Below are 17,610 nucleotides of genomic sequence, written 5' to 3' on the forward strand. Positions count from 1 at the left end.
CCGGCGCCTGAAACGGCAAAGAGATGCCAGGAGAGCCGCGATAAACGGGGCTTTTCCCCCGTCCGAGCGGCTCGACGAGGCAGGTCGCAGCCGTTTTGGCGTCCGGCTTTATGAGTTCATGACCTAAACCGTCGAACCTGCGAATTTTCCGAGCGGAAACCGATCCGATGACCGATACGTCCTCCGCGCAGCCCGAGGCGCGCGACTATTCCGAAACTCTGTTCCTGCCGAAGACCGACTTTCCGATGCGCGCGGGCCTGCCCAAGAAGGAGCCCGAGCTCCTGGCCCGCTGGGAAGCGATGGGTCTCTACAAGCGCCTGCGCGAGACCGCTGCGGGACGCAAGAAGTTCGTGCTTCACGACGGACCGCCCTACGCCAACGGCAACATCCACATCGGCACGGCGCTCAACAAGATCCTGAAGGACGTCGTCACCCGCTCGCACCAGATGCTCGGCTACGATTCCAACTATGTGCCGGGCTGGGACTGCCACGGCCTGCCGATCGAATGGAAGATCGAGGAGAGCTACCGTGCCAAGGGGCTCGACAAGGACGCCGTCCCGGTCGTGGAGTTCCGTCAGGAGTGCCGCCAGTTCGCCGAGAACTGGGTGCAGGTCCAGACCAGCGAGTTCCGCCGGCTCGGCGTGGAAGGCGATTTCGCCGACCCGTATCTGACCATGAGCTTCGCGGCGGAGGCCCAGATCGCCCGCGAGCTGATGAAGTTCGCCACGTCCGGCCAGCTTTATCGCGGCTCCAAGCCGGTGATGTGGTCGGTGGTGGAAAAGACCGCGCTGGCGGAAGCCGAAGTGGAATACGCCGAGCATCAGTCGGACACGATCACGGTCGCCTTCCCGGTGCTGGGCGACGGCCCGCTCGCTGGCACCTCGATCCTGATCTGGACGACGACGCCCTGGACGATTCCCGGCAACCGGGCAATCAGCTACTCCAAAACGATTTCCTACGGGATCTACGAGGTGAGCGCGGTCGAGCCGCTGCCCGACGGCAACATGCCGTGGACAAAGCCGGGTGACCGCTACGTTCTGGCCGACGTGCTCGCCGACGAGGTGATGAAGTCGGGCCGGGCCAGCGACTATAAGCGCGTGGCCGATGTCGACAACGCCGCGCTCGAGGGCCTCGTGGTGGCGCATCCGCTGCGCGAAGCTGGCCTCGGCGGCTATCAGTTTGACGTGCCGCTGCTTCCCGGCGTCCATGTGACCGACGAGGCCGGTACCGGCTTCGTGCACACCGCGCCCGGCCACGGCACCGACGACTTCGAAGTCTGGATGGCGCACCGCCGCGAGCTTGAAGCGCGCGGCATCGATGCCGCAATCCCCTACACGGTCGATGGCGACGGCACCTATACCAGCGAAGCGCCGGGCTTCGAGGGCAAGCGCGTGCTGACCTCGGAAGGCAAGACCGGCGACGCCAACAAAGCGGTTATCGATGCCCTCATCGCGAAGAATATGCTGTTCGCCCGCAGCCGGCTGAAGCATCAGTATCCGCACTCCTGGCGCTCCAAGAAGCCGGTGATCTTCCGCAACACGCACCAGTGGTTCGTCCATATGGACAAGCCGCTGAACGGTTATGGCTTGCCCGCCGGCACGGCGCCCGGCGGGCAGGACACGCTGCGCACCCGCGCGCTCAAGGCGATCGAGGACACCGGCTTCGTGCCAAGCGTCGGCAAGAACCGGCTGCGCGGCATGATCCAGAACAGGCCGGATTGGGTGCTATCACGCCAGCGCGCCTGGGGCGTGCCGATCTGTATCTTCCGCCACGAGGACGGGCGGCTTGCGCCGGGTCCGGATTTCGCAAGCTCCGAGACGTTGGTCACCCGCATTGCCGACGCCTTCGAGGCGGAAGGCGCCGATGCCTGGTTCGCCGACGAGGCCAAGGCGCGCTTCCTGGGCGATCTGGTCGACGATCCGGAGCGCTGGGAGCAGGTCACCGACATCCTCGACGTCTGGTTCGATTCCGGGTCGACCCATACGTTCGTGTTGGAAAAGCGGCCCGACCTGAAGTGGCCGGCGGACGTCTATCTGGAAGGCTCCGACCAGCACCGCGGCTGGTTCCACTCCTCGCTGTTGGAGTCCTGCGCGACCCGCGGCCGTGCGCCCTACGACACCGTCATCACCCACGGCTTCACCATGGCCGAGGACGGCCGCAAGATGTCGAAGTCGCTCGGCAACGTCATCGCGCCACAGGACGTCATCAACCAGTCCGGCGCCGACATCCTGCGGCTCTGGGTGATGACCACCGACTATGCCGACGATCAGCGCATCGGTGCGGAAATCCTGAAAGGCACGGCGGAGACCTACCGCAAGGTGCGCAACACCGTGCGCTGGATGCTCGGCACGCTCGCCCATGCCGACGGCGCCAAGGTGGCGCTTACCGACATGCCCGAGCTGGAGCGACTGATGCTGCACCGGTTGGTGGAGATCGACCGATTGGTGCGCCAGGGATACCGCGACTTCGACTACAAGAAGATCGCCCACGCCCTGATCAACTTCACCACCATCGACCTGTCGGCGTTCTATTTCGACATCCGCAAGGACGCGCTCTACTGCGATCCCGCCTCCTCGACGCGCCGCAAGGCCGCCCTGCAAGTAATCGACGTCATCTTCGAGGCGCTGACACGCTGGCTCGCGCCGATGCTGCCCTTCACCATGGAAGAGGCCCATCTCTCGCGCCATGGCGACGCCGCGGACGGGTCGATCCATCTGGAGCTCTTCCCCGAGGTCGATCCGACCTGGGAGAATCCGGCCCTTGCGGAGAAATGGACTCAAGTGCGTGAGGTCCGCCGCGTGATCCTGGGCGCGATCGAAACGGAGCGGCGCGAGAAGCGCATCCGTGGCTCGCTGGAGGCGCACGTGACCGTCTACGTCACGAACCCGGTGCTTTATGCCGCGGTCGCCGATGTCGAGCTGGCGGATGTTTCCATCACCAGCCAGGCGACGCTCAGCCACGAAAACGGCCCGGACGCGGCATTCCGGCTCGACGATACGCCGGGCGTCGCCGTCGTGGTTTCCCACGCGGAGGGTACGCGCTGCGCGCGCTCCTGGAAGGTGCTTCCCGAAGTCGGCAGCGCACCGGACTATCCCGATCTGTCGCTCAGGGACGCCGAGGCCATGCGCGAATTCGAGGCAAAGGCCGGGTAAACCTCCATGGCGGACGATGAGATCGCAGCGCCGAGTGCGCGCCCGCTTCGGCGCATCGGCTACAGCGTGGCCGGCCTGGTTCTGATCCTGGACCAGGCGGTCAAGCTGTGGCTGCTCTATGGTGTCGATCTCGGCCGCACTGGCCCGATCCCGGTCACCTCGTTCTTCGACCTCGTCCTGGTCTGGAACGAAGGCATCAGCTACGGCCTGTTCCAGCAGGAAACCGAGCTCGGGCGCTGGCTACTGGTAGCGGGCACGCTGGTCATCATCTGCGTTCTGGGCTACTGGCTGGCCACCGCCCGTGACCGGCTGGTCGCCATCAGCGTCGGCCTGATCGTCGGCGGAGCGGTCGGCAATACCATCGACCGAATCGCCTACGGTGCGGTGGTGGACTTCGTCCATATATTCGTGGGATCGTTTTCCTGGTACGTGTTCAACGTTGCCGACGCGGCCATCGCGGTCGGCGTAGCCGGCCTATTGCTCGATGCCGTCCTGCGGCGTCGCAATAATGCCGCATTGAACACGTCCGGTGGGACACGAGATTAGCAACCATTGGCGGGCCGGCCTCGTGTGCGAGGACCGGCTGGCCGTTCACCGCTTGGCTCTGGAACCGGAGCCCGAGCGGGGCGACAAGCAAGGGTGATCATAAGTGGTGGGAAACCGGACATTTTCGGTATCCGCGGCGGTGAGAGTGTGCGCCGTCGTGTTCGCCACGGCGGCGGTGGCCGGCTGCAACACCTCCAACAACTATTTTTATGAGGAAAAGCCGGACAACCCGCAGGAGCAAGAAAGCGTCGGAATTCTCGGCGCCTTCCTGGAAGGCACCGGCGTCGTGCAGCGCGAACAGCAGCCGATCGAGTATAAGGCGCGCTCGCCGATCGCGATCCCGCCGACCACCGAGCTGCCGGATCCCGAACCCGAAGGTGGGTCGGCGATCGCAGCCGTCGATTGGCCGGACGATCCGGACAAGAACGGGAAGAACAGTGCGGCCGCAAGCGCGATCTATAGCGGTGGCGTCGATCAGGAGCGGCTCACGCCCGAGCAGATCCAGGCCGGCCGAATCGCAGGCGGCTTGCCTCCGTCCGGCGGTTCGCAGCTGAAGGATCCGTCCTTCCTGGACCGCGATACGGGCAGCAAGCGCCTGACGCCGGCGGAAATGAAACAGGGCTTCGAGAGCCCCGACAAGGGACGGGCCGGCAAGGTGCTGACCGCGGAAGGCCAGGCTCAGCCGCGCCAATATCTCATTCAGCCGCCGGACGAGTATCGTAAGCCCGCCGATACCGCCCCGCTGCCGAGTGAAGACGATATCAAGAACAGCGATTGGGCCACCAAGCAGCTTTATGGTGACAAGTCGCTGGACAAGAACCCGGTTTACGACAACGTGAACTGATCCCGGATCCAGACGGCGGAGTGAGACGATTCCCGTTTCGCTCCGCCGTTTCCGAGGGCAACGGACCGTCCACCGGACTTCGCTTCTAAGATCGATCGTCGATTCTGACCCGCGCGAGCGCGCGGGACTGGCGACGTGCGTGCGCGGTTGAAAGGAGGCTCGCAACGCACACCGAAACATTACCGATCGTTCAGTGGCCGCCGGCCGCCGGTGTCCTATACCTTTCGGGCAAAGCTGCGGGTCGAGGCCGGTCGAACCGGACATCCCCTCTCCCGCGGATTGGATTGAGTAGCGATCACCCGTCACTGCCCCGATCCGAGCGATCTAAGGCCGGCGGTGATCTCGCGTCACGGAGGACCGTCGCGGATGAAATCCCCCCTCGCCGTTAGCGCCGCTTTCGCACTGGCCGTCCTGGCAGCGCCGCCGGCCATCGCTCAATCGTCGCTCGCCGATCTCAAGATCGCGCCGGATGCCGAAAGCTTCACGCTCGACAACGGCCTGCAGGTGGTGGTGATCCCGGATCACCGGGCCCCCGTAGTCACCCATATGGTCTGGTACAAGGCTGGCGCCGCCGACGAGGCTGCCGGCGAAACTGGCGCCGCCCATTTTCTCGAACACTTGATGTTCAAGGGAACCGAGGCGAATCCAGACGGCTTTTCCGATGAGGTCACCGCGCTCGGCGGGCAGGAAAACGCCTTCACCTCCCAGGACTACACCGCCTACTTCCAGCAAATCGCCAAGGACCATCTTGGCCGCATGATGACGCTGGAGGCCGACCGCATGGCCAATCTCGCGCTCGAGCCCGACGAGGTCGCCCGCGAGCTCGACGTGGTGCAGGAAGAGCGACGGATGCGGATCGACAACAACCCGTCCGCAATCCTGGGCGAAGCCTTCGAGGCCACTCTGCACGTGAACAGCCCCTATGCCGATCCGGTGATCGGATGGCCGCAGGAGCTCTCGGCCCTGAACCGTGACGCGGCAATGTCCTTCTATGATCGCTTCTACACACCAGAAAACGCCATCCTGGTGGTCGCGGGCGACGTCACGCCGGACGATGTCCACAAGCTTGCCGAGGCGAGCTACGGAAAGCTGGAGAGCCGGGTCGATCTCAAGCCACGGAAACGGTCCCAGAGCCCGACGCTGGAATCGCTGCGTACGGTGCGCTACGCCGATGCGCGGGTCGGCCAGCCCTCGCTCCGCCATGGCTGGGTGGTGCCGAGCTACGCGACCGCCGAGCCCGGCGACGCCGAAGCGCTCGATGTGCTCGCCCAGATTCTCGGCGGCGGATCCACCAGCCGGCTCTATGACGCACTGGTGCGCGACGGCGGCCCGGCGTCCTCGGTTGCCGCCTGGTATCAGTCCAATGCGATCGATCCCAACAGCTTCATGGTCTACGCCGTCCCCCGCGACGATGTGGCGTTCGACACGCTGGAAGACGCCATCGAGGCATCGATTGCCGATATTGCGGAAAACGGCGTCAGCGAGGAGGAGCTTGCCCGTGCCAAGCGCTCGCTGGTTGCCGACGCCCTCTACGCCCAGGATAGCCAGCAGAGCCTTGCGCGCATCTTCGGTCTCGCCCTTTCCACCGGCCAAACCATCGAGGACGTGCAGACCTGGCCGGCTCGGATCGGCGATGTGACAGCCGCGGATGTGCAGAAGGCGGCCAAGACCTACCTGCCGCTCGACGCCGGCGTGATCGGCTATCTGGAAAAGGCCCCGGCATCAAAGGACTCGTGAGCACGGCGGCCCTCACCCGCCGCCAAATCGCTCCCGACCCTTCCGTATTTCTCTTGGAGACCGCTCATGTTTAGCGCCCTCTTCGATCATGTCCGTTCGCCGCTGCTCGCCCTCGGCTTCGTCGCCCCGCTCGCAATTGCGAGCGCGCCACCGGCGGCCGCCATCGACATCGAACAGGTCACCAGCCCCGGCGGTATTGAGGCCTGGCTCGTGGAAGACCACACCGTTCCCGTGGTGATGATGAAATTCGCCTTCAAAGGCGCCGGTGCTGCCCAGGATCCTACCGACAAGCCGGGCGTGGCCTACCTTCTCTCTACGCTTCTGGACGAAGGCGCGGGGACTTACGATTCCCAGGCCTTCCAGACGGCGCTTGAGGACCAGTCTGTGAAGATGTCGTTCCAGGCAAGCCGGGACAGCTTCTACGGCGACCTGGCCATGCTCGCCGACAATCCCACCGACGGCATCGATCTGCTTCAGCTTGCGCTGACGGATCCGCACTTCGACCAGGAGCCGATCGATCGCATGCGCGACCAGATCATCTCGGGTATCCGTCGCGACCAGCGCGATCCCTCCTCCGTCGCCGGCGATCTCTGGGCCGAGGCCGCGTTCCCCGACCATCCCTATGGCCGGCCGCGCGAAGGCACCGAGGAGAGCGTGGGAGCGATTACGAAGGCGGACCTTCAGGCCTTCAAGGACGCCACCTTCGCGCGTGACAATCTGAATGTGGTCGTGGTCGGCGCGATCGACGCGGAAACCTTGGAGCCGCTGCTGGACAAGGCGTTCGGAGATCTTCCCGCCCAAGCGTCGCTCAAGCCGGTGGCAGATATCACGCCGAAGACCGGCGAAACCCTGACCGAGACCATGTCGGTTCCGCAGACCGCCGTCCGCTTCGGTGGTCCGGGACTGAAGCGCGACGATCCGGATTTCATCGCCGGCTTCGTGATGAACTATATCCTCGGCGGCGGGGACTTCTCCTCCCGTCTTTTTACAGAGATCCGAGAGAAGCGGGGCCTGGCCTATAGCGTCTATTCCTATCTTCTTCCGCTCGACCATTCCGCCGTCTTCGGCGGCGGCACCGCGACGCGCGCAGACCGAGTCGACGAGACGGTGCGGCTGCTCCGCGAAGAAATCCAGCGCATGGCCGTTGATGGGCCAACGGAAGCCGAGCTTGAAGAGGCGAAAGCTTACCTGACCGGCGCCTATCCGCTGCGCTTCGATTCCTCGTCCGACATTGCGGGCCAGCTTCTCGGCATCCAGCTTGAGGAGCTCGGCATTGACTATGTCGACAATCGCAACGACCTGATCGAGGCTGTTACGCTCGACGATGTCCGCCGTGTCGCCAAGCGTGTGCTCGGCGGCCCGGCGCCGACCATCGTCACGGTCGGCCCTTCGGGAGCCTAACTCTGAGACAAGTCAGGAGGGCGAACCAATGGCCCCCACCGCTTTGATCGCCGGCGCCGGACCCGGCTTCTCCGCCTCCGTCGCCCGTAAGCTCGCCGCCGACGGCTACCAGGTCGCGCTCGCCTCCCGCACGCCTGGCAAAACCGCAGCGCTCGCCGAGGAAATCGGTGCGCGACGCTATGCCTGCGACGTGCAGGACCCGTCCGCCGTGACCAGCCTGTTCGAGCAGGTTGACCGCGATCTCTCCCCGCCATCGTTCGTGATGTTCAACCCGTCGGCGCGGGCGCGCGGATCGTTCCTGGAGCTCGACGAGGCGGATGTGCGCAACGGGCTCCTAGTTACCGCCTATGGCGGCTTCCTGGTGGCTCAGGAGGCCGCCCGGCGAATGGTTCCTGAAGGCCATGGCGCGATTTTATTGACCGGCGCATCGGCCAGCGTGAAAGGCTTTGCCGGATCCGCTCCGTTCGCCATGGGCAAGTTCGCGCTGCGGGGCATGGCGCAATCTCTAGCCCGCGAGCTTCATCCCAAGGGCGTTCACGTGCTGCACGTCGTGATCGACGGCGCCATCCGAAATCCAGGGCGCACCGAGCCGGCGGATGCCCCCGATTCCATGCTTGACCCCGACGCGATCGCCACGACGTGCCTCAGCTTGCTCGCCCAGCCGCGCAGCGCATGGACGTGGGAAGTCGAGGTGCGGCCCTGGGTGGAGACGTTTTGACGCCGCCGCCGTCAAACGCTTACAAGGCCGGGGTCGTCGGAGTCGCCTTGATCGACACCTTCTTCGGATAGAAGGCGACGTGGTCCTTGATTTCGGCCACGCCCGGCAGCGGCTCGACATAGGCCCAAACGGCATTCTCAGCCCGCTCGCCGCCGCTTTCCACCGACCAGTAGCTTGCGTCACCCTTGTAGGGGCAGTGAGTGGAATGGTCGGTCGGATCGAGGAAATTCATCGCGACGTCGGCCTTCGGCACGTAGAAGACGACCGGATAGTCTGCCTCGTGCATGGCAAGCGCACGGGCCGTGTCAGCGATAACCGTGTTGCCGTGAGTGACGACGACGCGTCCTTCGAACGGCGCGATATCGATGGGATGATCCTCGCTCGCTTCGCTCATGTCTCACTCCCTCACGTTGGGATGCAGATCGCCCGCTCGCGACCGCCCTCACCCCATATGGGAGCGCGTTTCGTGCTCGGAACCCCCATCGCGATGTTCCGGCCGCTCATCTTCAGGCAGATCGTCGTCATTGAGGATCCGCCATTTGGCCCCTTCCAGATCGTCGTACTGACCGGACTTGAGCGACCAGAGAAAGGCTGCCAAGCCGATCAGACCCAAAAGGAGCGCGGCGGGCACAAGGATCAGAAGAATGTTCATGTCGCCACTACCGTTTCACCGATCGAAGCCGACGATGACGACTGAGGCGACGCGACCTGCATCTCCCGCGGTACCTTTTGCGCCCGAAGCGAATTCGCGGTGACCAGAATGGAAGACGCCGACATCGCGAGGGCTGCGATCAAAGGCGTCACATGACCGGTAACCGCTATCGGAACCGCAAACACATTGTAGACCAGCGCGAAACCGAGATTTTCGCCCATTAACCGCCGAGCGCGCCGCCCAATGGCAAGTGCCATGGGGACCGGCGCAAGCCGGTCCCCCAGGAAAACCACATCGGCCGCTGCCTGGCTCACGTCGACGGCCGTGACCGGTGAGATCGAGACGTGCGCCGCCGCGAGCGCGGGCGCATCGTTGAGGCCATCGCCGACCATCAGGACGCGCCGCCCCTCCCCTTGCATCGCCTCCAGCGCGGCAATCTTATCGGCGGGCTTCAACCCAGCTCGCCAGTCGATCACGCCGAGCGCTTCGGCCACGCGACCAACTGCCGGCACCCGGTCTCCCGACAGGATCGTGATGGCAAAACCCCGTCCTTTCAATGCGGCGACGGTCTGAGCCGCGTCCGACCGCAAGACCTGCTGGACGGCGAGGACCGCCGGGGCCTGCCCTTCGACGCGTACTCCGACGAGCGTGGCATCGGGATAGCGCGCGGCAAGCGCCGCCGCTTCGGCCTCCACCCCCACGAAAGCCGGCGCCCCGAGCCGGGAGGGACAGCCATCGATCAATCCCTCGACCCCAAATCCTGTGGTCTCGCGGAGATCACTCGCAACCGAAGACGGCTTTGGTCCCGCGGAGATCGCGACGGACACCGGATGGCGTGACCCGGCCGCCAGCGCGCGTGCCGCCGCCACCAGGGTTTCGGGCAGCTCTGAGAGATTGGCGATCTGTGCCGATGGCGTGGTCAGCGTGCCGGTCTTATCGAACACGACGGTATCGACACCCGCCAGCCGCTCCAGCGCGTCGCCGGAATGAAGCAGCAACCGATTGCGGAAGAACGCACCTGCCGCTGTGACTTGCACCGCCGGAACAGCGAGCGCCAAAGCGCAAGGGCACGTGATGATCAAAACCGTGATCGCCACGACCAGCGAACGCTCGACACCGGCGCCGAGCGCAAGCCAGCCGAGAAAGGTGAGAAACGCAGCCGCATGGACGAACGGAGCGTAGTAGCGCGCCACCCGATCGGCCAGTGCGACCGAGCGCGAGCGTGCCGTCATCGCCCGGTCCAGCAGCCGGTTAACCTCGTCGAGCAGCGTGCCCGCACCGGCCGCCTCGACGCGCACCGTCAGCGCTCCCTCGCCGTTCAACGTGCCGGCATAGACCGGCGCACCCACGCTGATCGATTGCAGTATGGTCTCGCCGGTCACCAGCGATTGGTCGATCTCCGAGCGCCCTTCCACGACGACGCCGTCGACGGGCACCCGATCGCCAGGCGCGACACGCACCAGCGCACCGCTCGGCACCTCGTTGACCGGCCGCTCCTTCAGTGTGCCGTCTGAATCGATGACCACGGCCGTATCGGCGCGCAGGGCCGCGAGATTTTCCGCGAAGGTCCGCGTGCGCCTGCGCATGGCATGGTCCAGCACCCGGCCAAGCAAAAGGAAAAACAGGAGCATGAGCGCGGATTCGAAATAGGTGTCGGCGCTCGCCGTTATCGTGCCGTAGAGTGACAGGCCAAGCGCCAGGATCACGCCGAGTGCAATCGGCACGTCCATGTTCACGCGGCCATGGCGGAGCGCACCGAAGGCGCTTCGATAGAAGGTCTGCCCAGCATAGGCCGCCGCCGGCAACGCGATCAACGCCGATATCCAATGGAACAGAAGTCGCGTTTCCGGCGTGATGTCGGTTGCATTGCCGGACCAGATCGAGACGGAGAACAGCATCACGTTCATCGCCGCAAAGCCGGCGACGGCCAAGGCTCGCAAAAGCGCGTTGCGTTCCCGGCGAAAGCTGTCGTCGATCTGCCCGCGAACGAACGGTCGCGCATCGTAGCCGATATCGGCAAGCGTGGACACGATCGCCGAGCCGTCGGTCTCGTCCGGCCGCCAGCTCACAGAAACCCGCCGATTGGAGAGATTCACTCGTGCCCGCTCGACACCCGGCACGGCTGCCAGGCTATGCTCGATCCGGGTCATGCAGGCCGCGCAGTGAATGCCGTCGACTGCAAGCTCCATGGCAAGCCGGCCATCGCCATCCGGCTCTGCAAAGGAAGCCCAGTCGCGTTCGGCCGTGGTCATCTCACCTTGCCGTTGTCGGCGATCACGATGCGGTTGACGGAGCGGAACTGCGTGCCGTCGCCGCTTTCCGCCTCGATCGTCAGATTGTACTGACCGGCCGGCAGCCCCTCCGTCACGCCACGATAAAGGCCGATCTCACCTTCGGAGAGGACGAGACGTCGGTCCAGACCCTCATGGGTCGGACTCGCCAGCGCCACGGTCACGGACAGGCCGGAGAGCGGCGCACCGTCACGGTCGTTGGCATCGACACGCACCGCCAGCGGCTCGCCGGCACCGGCGGCCGAGATGTGCTCCTGCACCTGCCAGCCGAGCGCCTGCTGCGCCTCGGCAGCCTCCAGCATGGCCGGATATTCCCGGCCGGCCTGGTAGGCGCTATCGGTCACCACGCCCGGGAATGTGCCGATCGCAAGCCAGATCATGATCACGTTCGCAACCGTGATCAGGCCGAAAAAGGCAATCAGACCGAACAGCACCTTACGGCCGGTGATGCGAAAGCCCGTTCGATCCTGGTTGGCAGATAAGGTCGCCATCTCACTTGCCTTTCCGCAAGTCATTCACCCTTTGCGGGCGCCAACACGGCGGGAGCGGCGTGGACCGCACCCACCCGGCCCTCTCCGGGCCCCTATTGGGTCTTGAACATGTCGCCGGCGGTCGCCCGCTCGCCGTCCTTCACGTCGACAATTTGGAAGACCACCTCCGTGGAGGCCGCAAGCTCGTCGGTCCCCGACGTAAACACGAGCACACGCAGCTCGCGAGTCCGGTCCGGCCCAACCGTAATGATCGGATTGCCGTCGACCGACTGACTGATACCGACCGCCTCCAGCCGCGCATCTTCCGGCAGACCGGCCACCCGCAACAGGAATGTCCGCTCATAGGGGCGCTTGTTCAGGATGCGCACTGTGTAACCGTTGCGCACGCCGCCTTCCGACAGCCGCACGAACACCGGGTTGCGATCGTGCAGCACGTTCACGTCGGCAAAAGAGCGCGAGGTGAGCGTATAGATCATGATGGACCCAACAATCGCGATGATCGCGGCGTAGATCACCGTGCGGACGCGAACCAGGTTGTAGATCGGCGGCTTGCCTTCTTCCCGGCGTGCAAGATTCATGTCGGTGTCGTAGCCGATCAGGCCGGTCGGTCGGCCGATCTTCTTCATCACCGAATCGCAGGCGTCGATGCAAAGTCCGCACTGGATGCACTCAAGCTGCATTCCGTTGCGGATATCGACGCCCGTCGGGCAGGCGTGCAGGCACTGATAGCAGTCGATGCAATCACCCGCCGGCAGCCCCTCTTCCGCCCGCTTCTTCATCTCCTTCAGCGAGCCCCGGGGCTCGCCGCGGTCGGCGCGGTAGGTGACGTTCAGGGCCCATTCGTCCGTCAATGCCGCCTGGATGCGCGGCCACGGGCACATATAGGTGCAGACCTGCTCGCGCATCATGCCGGCGAGCGAATAGGTCGTGAACGTCAGGATCGCCACGAACACGTAGGTGACCGGCGCCGCCTGCAGCGTGAACAAGTCGCCCACGATCGTCGGCGCGTCGCCAAAATAGAGAATCCACGCACCGCCGGTCCACATGGCGATCGCAAGCCAGAGAACGTGCTTGATGCCCTTCTTGGCCATCTTTTGCGCGTTCATCGGCTGTGCATCGAGCTTCATGCGCTCGCGCCGATCGCCCTCGATCCAGCGCTCGATCAGCATGAACAGGTCGGTCCACACGGTCTGCGGGCAAAGGTAGCCGCACCAGATCCGGCCGGCGACCGCGTTCATCAGGAACAGTATCAGCGCGGCCAGGATCAACAGGCCCGTCAGGTAGTAGATTTCCTGCGGCCAGATCTCGATGGAAAAGAAATAGGCGCGTCGGCCGTCGAGATCGATCAACAACGCCTGGTCGGGCGCATTGGCGCCGCGATCCCACCGCACGAACGGCAGGAAGTAGTAGATCGACAAGGTTACGGCCAGAAGACCCCATTTGATCTTGCGGAACCGGCCATGAACGGCCTGGGGATAGATCTTCTTTGCCGCGACGTAGAGCGGTCCGTCGCCGGCGGTCCCGCCGCTCGTCGTGTCGACGCGCATTGTTGTGTCCTTTGAATTCGCCAAATTCTTATCCACGAGCGAAAATGAGCTCTCCCATCGAAGCCCAAAATGCCCGGTCACTGATTTAGCGCTTTGATTGTCGTCAAACGCGAGACGCGATGCCGCACTGCAGCAAAACGGCAAGCTTCGCGACAGCTTGCCGCTCTTGCGAGCGAAATAGCGGCCGGAAACGACAGCGCCCATGTCCGTATGTCCACGGACATGGGCGCATCAAATGTCGCTCGTCAGACGGCAAATTGCCGCGCGGGACGTGTGGCCCCGCTAAAACGCAATCAGGATTGGCGGTTCTCGCCGACGCCGAACAGGCGGCCGCGTTCAGTGATCAATAGCGCAAGCAGCGAGAACACCGCATAGACCGCAAATCCGCGAATCATTGGCTGGATCGTCCCGTCGAAGCTCTGTCCGATGATCGTGCCGAACACCGCGCCTACACCGGTCATGTAGGCACCGATCAGCGAGGAGCCCATGCCGGCCACCCGACCGAGCGGCTCCATGGCGATGGCGTTGAAGTTCGGCAGGATCAATCCGACACAGAAGAACACCGCGCCGAAGAAGCAGGTGAATTCCACTAGGGTTAGCGGCGCGATCTCATCCACGATCATCGCGGAGACCAGAAGCAGCGTCATCACCGAAAGCGCGCTGTGCGACAGGCGACGCATGCCGAGCCGCTCGACGAGCTGGGAGTTTGCGAGCGAGGAGCCGGACATGAAAATCGCCACTGCTCCGAAGAAGATCGGGAACGACGCCCCCAGCCCGAATACCTCCTGATAGACCTGCTGGGCGGAGCTGACGTATCCGATCATGACGCCGAACATGAAGCCGAGAGAGATCGCATAGCCGACGGTCTGGCGGGTGGTCAGAACGGTCTTGAAGGCGCGCAGCAAAGACGTCGGCGACAGGCTTGACCGGTTCTCCGGCGGGCACGTCTCCGGCAGGCGGAAGCCTCCCCAGACCAGCAAGGTCAATCCGACCAGAAGCAAGAAGGCGAAGATCCAGGTCCACGGCCCGAACGCAGCGATGCCGCCGCCGACCGACGGCGCAATGACGGGAACGATGATGAACACCATCATGATGAAGGACATCACCTTGCCCATCGATCGGCCTTCGAACCGGTCGCGAACCATGGCGATCGCGATCACCCGCGGCCCGCCACACCCGATGCCCTGTATGAGCCGGCCTGCAAGCAGATGCCCAAACTCCGGGGCAAGCATCGAGATGACCGTGCCGGTGAGATAGACCAACAGGCTGACATAGAGTACCGGCTTCCGGCCGAACCGATCGGACAGTGGCCCATAGATGAGCTGTCCGAGCGAAAAGCCGATCATGTAGACGCCGACGAGAAGCTGGGGCTGGTTCTCGTCAACCAGATTGTAGGCGTTGCCGATCTCCGGCAGCGCCGGCAGCATGATATCGACCGAGAACGCGGTCAGCGCCATCATCAAGGCGTTGATGCCAATGAACTCGGCAAAAGGCATGCCCAGGGCTTCGCGGGCCTGCTTACGGGCAGCGGCCAGCGCGGGAGAGGATGTGTCGGGTTGTCGCATACGGATCGTGATACCCGTTCTCGCAAAGGCTCGCCATGCCGCCGGCGGGTTGCTCCTGCGTGCCAGATGCATAGCAAGCAATCGAAACGATAGGAAGGAAGCGCCCGGTCTATCCGGTGCCCGCCGTGGCAACGCCGGACCCGGTCAGAGGGTTCTGTGGGTCGAATCCATAGCTTAGGGTCTCGAACCGCAACGACAAGGCATCCACGAGCAGCAGGCGCCCCAGAAGCCCCTCCCCGATGCCGAGCAACTCTTTGAGAACTTCCAGCGCCTGAAGTGTGCCGATGAGCCCCGTCAGAACGCCGAGAATGCCGGCTTCCGCACAGCTCGGGATGACGCCGGCCGGCGGCGGGGCCGGAAACAGGCAGCGATAGGTCGGGTTCGGCGTACCGTCCGGACCGGCTTCGTACGGCTTCAGCATGGTCAGCGAGCCATCGAAGCGCCCCACCGCCGCCGTCACCAGCGGCCTGCGCGCGTAGAAACAGGCGTCCGACACGGCGTAGCGGGTGGCGAAATTGTCGGACCCGTCCGCGACGATGTCGTAGTCCGCTACCAAGGCGCGGGCATTGTCCGGATCCAGCCGGATTTCGTGTCCGATGACCGCGACATGCGGATTGAGGTCTGCCACCGCATCGGCCGCGGAGGCAACCTTCGGCCGGCCCACGTCTGTCGTGCCGTGCAGCACCTGGCGCTGCAGGTTGGAGAGCGCAACCGTATCGTCGTCGACGATCCCAATGGTGCCCACGCCGGCGGCCGCGAGATATTGGATCACCGGAGAGCCGAGCCCGCCCGCCCCGATCACCAGAACGCGGGCCGCCTTCAGCTTCTGCTGGCCGGGACCGCCCACCTCCGGTAGCACCAGATGGCGGGCATAGCGTTCGATCTCGTCACGGGAAAAGCTCATGGGGCCGATTTGGCGCGCCGCCGGACGCGCGGTCAAGCGTGGTTCGACAGGCGCACAGACATCCGATCAACCGAACCCGGTCGAACCGAATCCACCTGCGCCGCGAGAGGTCTCGTCGAGCTCGCCGGCTTCCTTCACCTCGGCCTGCAGAACCGGCGCGACCACGAGCTGAGCGATCCGGTCACCGCGAGCGATCGTAACGGCCTCCTGGCCGAGATTGACCAGAAGCACCGCGACCTCGCCGCGATAGTCGGCATCGATGGTGCCCGGCGCGTTCAACACCGTCAGGCCATGGCGCGCGGCAAGCCCGGAGCGCGGCCGGACCTGGCCCTCCGTGCCGAAGGGAAGCGCAATCTTCAGCCCGGTCGGGACCTTGACGCGCGCCCCAGGGGCCACGGTCAGCGGGGCCTCCACTGGAATGGCAGCGACCAAGTCCATGCCGGCAGCCGCCGCACTCTGGTAGGCCGGCAGCGGCAAGTCGGCGCCATGGGCGAGCCGCTGCACTTTCAGGATCGGTGCCGTCACGTCGTGCCCGCCTGATCGAGGGTTGCGGCGATCTTGGCGACCAGCCGCTCGGCAACCTCTTCTTTCGCCATCTTCGGCCACTCCTCGACCCCCTCCGCCGAAAGAATGCGAACCGTGTTGGCATCGCCGCCCATAACCCCCGTTTCGGGGCTCACGTCATTGGCGACGATCCAGTCGGCGCCCTTGCGCGCCAGCTTGGACATGGCGTTCTCGACAAGATCGTTGGTTTCGGCGGCAAAGCCAACCACCAGGCGTGGCCGCAAGGTGTGATGGCGCCCGACGGTGGCCAGAATGTCGGGATTTTCCACCAGTTCGAGCATCGGGGACGCCCCGTCGGCCGGCTTCTTCAACTTGCGCTCGGCCGCGCGAGCGACCCGCCAATCCGCAACGGCGGCCGCCATCACCGCCACATCTGCCGGAAGCGCCGCCTCGACGGCTTCCAGCATTTCGCCCGCCGTTTCCACCGATACCGTCGTCACGCCCGGCGGCGGCGGGATCGTCACAGGGCCGGAAACCAGCGTCACCGTGGCGCCCGCCGCGGCACAGGCGGCGGCGATCGCATGGCCCTGGCGCCCGGACGACCGGTTCGCCAGGTAGCGCACGGGGTCGATTGGCTCGTGGGTCGGACCGGAAGTCACGATCACCCGACGCCCGGCAAGCGCTTTCGGTCCGGCGATCAAAGCCGGTTCCGTCGAAAGGGCAGTCTCGATTGCGGAAATGATCTCGTCCGGCTCCGCCATCCGGCCAACACCCGCCTCGCCGCGCTCCGCCATCTCTCCCGCGTTCGGCCCCACCATGTGGATGCCGTCGGCAAGGAGCTGCGCCACATTGCGGCGAGTCGCCGGATGCGCCCACATGCGCGGATTCATGGCCGGCGCGATCAGGACCAGCTTGTCGGTCGCAAGCAGCGCGGTGGAGGCAAGATCGTCGGCGAACCCATTCACCATCTTGGCGATCAGATCGGCGGTCGCCGGAGCCACCACCAGGAGATCGGCTTCCCGCGAGAGACGAATATGGCCGATCTCGCTTTCCCGGGTCAGGTCGAACAGGTCGCGATGCACCGGCTCATTGGCAAGCGCGCCTGCAGCGAGCGGCGTCACGAACGCCTCGGCAGCGGGTGTCAGGATAACCGGCACGCTCGCGCCGCGGTCTTTCAGCCGCCGGATCAGCTCCAGCGACTTGTAGGCCGCGATCCCGCCGGCAACGACCAGCAGGATCCGCTTGCCGTCGAGCATGG

Annotated in this window: 15 protein-coding genes; 6 read left to right on the top strand and 9 right to left on the bottom strand. The window is 64.9% G+C overall.

Annotated elements, in window-relative coordinates; genetic code table 11:
• The first annotated feature begins 167 nt into the window (after positions 1-167).
• From ileS to HNS03_RS14350, 6 genes are all read left to right on the top strand, one after another.
• The gene (ileS, locus tag HNS03_RS14325; RefSeq protein ID WP_367196184.1) at positions 168-3,152 is read left to right on the top strand and encodes an isoleucine--tRNA ligase; all 2,985 of its coding nucleotides are present in this window, start codon (positions 168-170) and stop codon (positions 3,150-3,152) included.
• Between the two features lie 6 nt (positions 3,153-3,158).
• Positions 3,159-3,698, top strand: coding sequence for a signal peptidase II (gene lspA, locus HNS03_RS14330; RefSeq protein ID WP_367196185.1), 540 nt, complete (start codon positions 3,159-3,161; stop codon positions 3,696-3,698).
• 145 nt (positions 3,699-3,843) lie between these two features.
• Positions 3,844-4,542 carry a hypothetical protein gene (locus tag HNS03_RS14335; RefSeq protein WP_367196186.1) on the top strand — a complete coding sequence of 233 codons (699 nt, stop codon included), beginning with the start codon at positions 3,844-3,846 and terminating at the stop codon, positions 4,540-4,542.
• Positions 4,543-4,908: 366 nt separating this feature from the next.
• Positions 4,909-6,279 (top strand): M16 family metallopeptidase, encoded by a 1,371-nt coding sequence (locus HNS03_RS14340; protein ID WP_367196187.1) that lies wholly within the window; start codon positions 4,909-4,911, stop codon positions 6,277-6,279.
• A 66-nt stretch (positions 6,280-6,345) separates the two neighbouring features.
• Positions 6,346-7,680 carry a M16 family metallopeptidase gene (locus HNS03_RS14345; RefSeq protein WP_367196188.1) on the top strand — a complete coding sequence of 445 codons (1,335 nt, stop codon included), beginning with the start codon at positions 6,346-6,348 and terminating at the stop codon, positions 7,678-7,680.
• 28 nt (positions 7,681-7,708) lie between these two features.
• Positions 7,709-8,398 (top strand): SDR family NAD(P)-dependent oxidoreductase, encoded by a 690-nt coding sequence (locus HNS03_RS14350; RefSeq protein WP_367196189.1) that lies wholly within the window; start codon positions 7,709-7,711, stop codon positions 8,396-8,398.
• Positions 8,399-8,417: 19 nt separating this feature from the next.
• Here HNS03_RS14350 and HNS03_RS14355 read toward each other — a convergent pair whose 3' ends face one another.
• From HNS03_RS14355 to coaBC, 9 genes are all read right to left on the bottom strand, one after another.
• A complete protein-coding gene (locus HNS03_RS14355) occupies positions 8,418-8,792 on the bottom strand; it encodes a DUF427 domain-containing protein (protein WP_367196190.1) in 375 nt (124 codons plus the stop codon).
• A 48-nt stretch (positions 8,793-8,840) separates the two neighbouring features.
• The gene (gene ccoS, locus HNS03_RS14360; RefSeq protein WP_367196191.1) at positions 8,841-9,050 is read right to left on the bottom strand and encodes a cbb3-type cytochrome oxidase assembly protein CcoS; all 210 of its coding nucleotides are present in this window, start codon (positions 9,048-9,050) and stop codon (positions 8,841-8,843) included.
• On the bottom strand, positions 9,047-11,302 hold the full coding sequence (locus HNS03_RS14365; RefSeq protein ID WP_367196192.1) for a heavy metal translocating P-type ATPase: 2,256 nt from the start codon (positions 11,300-11,302) through the stop codon (positions 9,047-9,049). Before HNS03_RS14365 ends, ccoS begins: the two co-directional genes overlap by 4 nt.
• On the bottom strand, positions 11,299-11,832 hold the full coding sequence (locus HNS03_RS14370) for a FixH family protein (RefSeq protein ID WP_367196193.1): 534 nt from the start codon (positions 11,830-11,832) through the stop codon (positions 11,299-11,301). The genes HNS03_RS14365 and HNS03_RS14370 overlap by 4 nt, the downstream gene beginning before the upstream one ends.
• A gap of 92 nt (positions 11,833-11,924) precedes the next feature.
• Positions 11,925-13,379, bottom strand: coding sequence for a cytochrome c oxidase accessory protein CcoG (ccoG, locus tag HNS03_RS14375; protein ID WP_367196194.1), 1,455 nt, complete (start codon positions 13,377-13,379; stop codon positions 11,925-11,927).
• A 293-nt stretch (positions 13,380-13,672) separates the two neighbouring features.
• Positions 13,673-14,944: a multidrug effflux MFS transporter gene (locus HNS03_RS14380; protein ID WP_367196195.1), complete on the bottom strand. Its 1,272-nt coding sequence runs from the start codon at positions 14,942-14,944 to the stop codon at positions 13,673-13,675.
• A 109-nt stretch (positions 14,945-15,053) separates the two neighbouring features.
• On the bottom strand, positions 15,054-15,848 hold the full coding sequence (locus tag HNS03_RS14385) for a ThiF family adenylyltransferase (protein ID WP_367196196.1): 795 nt from the start codon (positions 15,846-15,848) through the stop codon (positions 15,054-15,056).
• Positions 15,849-15,914: 66 nt separating this feature from the next.
• Entirely contained in the window at positions 15,915-16,373 is a 459-nt protein-coding gene (gene dut / locus HNS03_RS14390; protein WP_367196197.1) for a dUTP diphosphatase, read from the bottom strand.
• Complete coding sequence (gene coaBC / locus HNS03_RS14395; protein WP_367196198.1) at positions 16,370-17,608, bottom strand: bifunctional phosphopantothenoylcysteine decarboxylase/phosphopantothenate--cysteine ligase CoaBC; 1,239 nt, start codon at positions 17,606-17,608, stop codon at positions 16,370-16,372. Before coaBC ends, dut begins: the two co-directional genes overlap by 4 nt.
• Between the last annotated feature and the right edge of the window lie 2 nt (positions 17,609-17,610).

The organism is Amorphus sp. 3PC139-8, assembly GCF_040750475.1.
Lineage (GTDB): Bacteria > Pseudomonadota > Alphaproteobacteria > Rhizobiales > Amorphaceae > Amorphus.

Coding starts and splice junctions, on each gene's coding strand:
- ileS (WP_367196184.1), top strand. CDS start 168: ATGACCGATACGTCCTCCGCGCAGCCCGAGGCGCGCGACTATTCCGAA.
- lspA (WP_367196185.1), top strand. CDS start 3,159: ATGGCGGACGATGAGATCGCAGCGCCGAGTGCGCGCCCGCTTCGGCGC.
- HNS03_RS14340 (WP_367196187.1), top strand. CDS start 4,909: ATGAAATCCCCCCTCGCCGTTAGCGCCGCTTTCGCACTGGCCGTCCTG.
- HNS03_RS14345 (WP_367196188.1), top strand. CDS start 6,346: ATGTTTAGCGCCCTCTTCGATCATGTCCGTTCGCCGCTGCTCGCCCTC.
- HNS03_RS14350 (WP_367196189.1), top strand. CDS start 7,709: ATGGCCCCCACCGCTTTGATCGCCGGCGCCGGACCCGGCTTCTCCGCC.
- HNS03_RS14355 (WP_367196190.1), bottom strand. CDS start 8,792: ATGAGCGAAGCGAGCGAGGATCATCCCATCGATATCGCGCCGTTCGAA.
- ccoS (WP_367196191.1), bottom strand. CDS start 9,050: ATGAACATTCTTCTGATCCTTGTGCCCGCCGCGCTCCTTTTGGGTCTG.
- HNS03_RS14365 (WP_367196192.1), bottom strand. CDS start 11,302: ATGACCACGGCCGAACGCGACTGGGCTTCCTTTGCAGAGCCGGATGGC.
- HNS03_RS14370 (WP_367196193.1), bottom strand. CDS start 11,832: ATGGCGACCTTATCTGCCAACCAGGATCGAACGGGCTTTCGCATCACC.
- ccoG (WP_367196194.1), bottom strand. CDS start 13,379: ATGCGCGTCGACACGACGAGCGGCGGGACCGCCGGCGACGGACCGCTC.
- HNS03_RS14380 (WP_367196195.1), bottom strand. CDS start 14,944: ATGCGACAACCCGACACATCCTCTCCCGCGCTGGCCGCTGCCCGTAAG.
- HNS03_RS14385 (WP_367196196.1), bottom strand. CDS start 15,848: ATGAGCTTTTCCCGTGACGAGATCGAACGCTATGCCCGCCATCTGGTG.
- coaBC (WP_367196198.1), bottom strand. CDS start 17,608: ATGCTCGACGGCAAGCGGATCCTGCTGGTCGTTGCCGGCGGGATCGCG.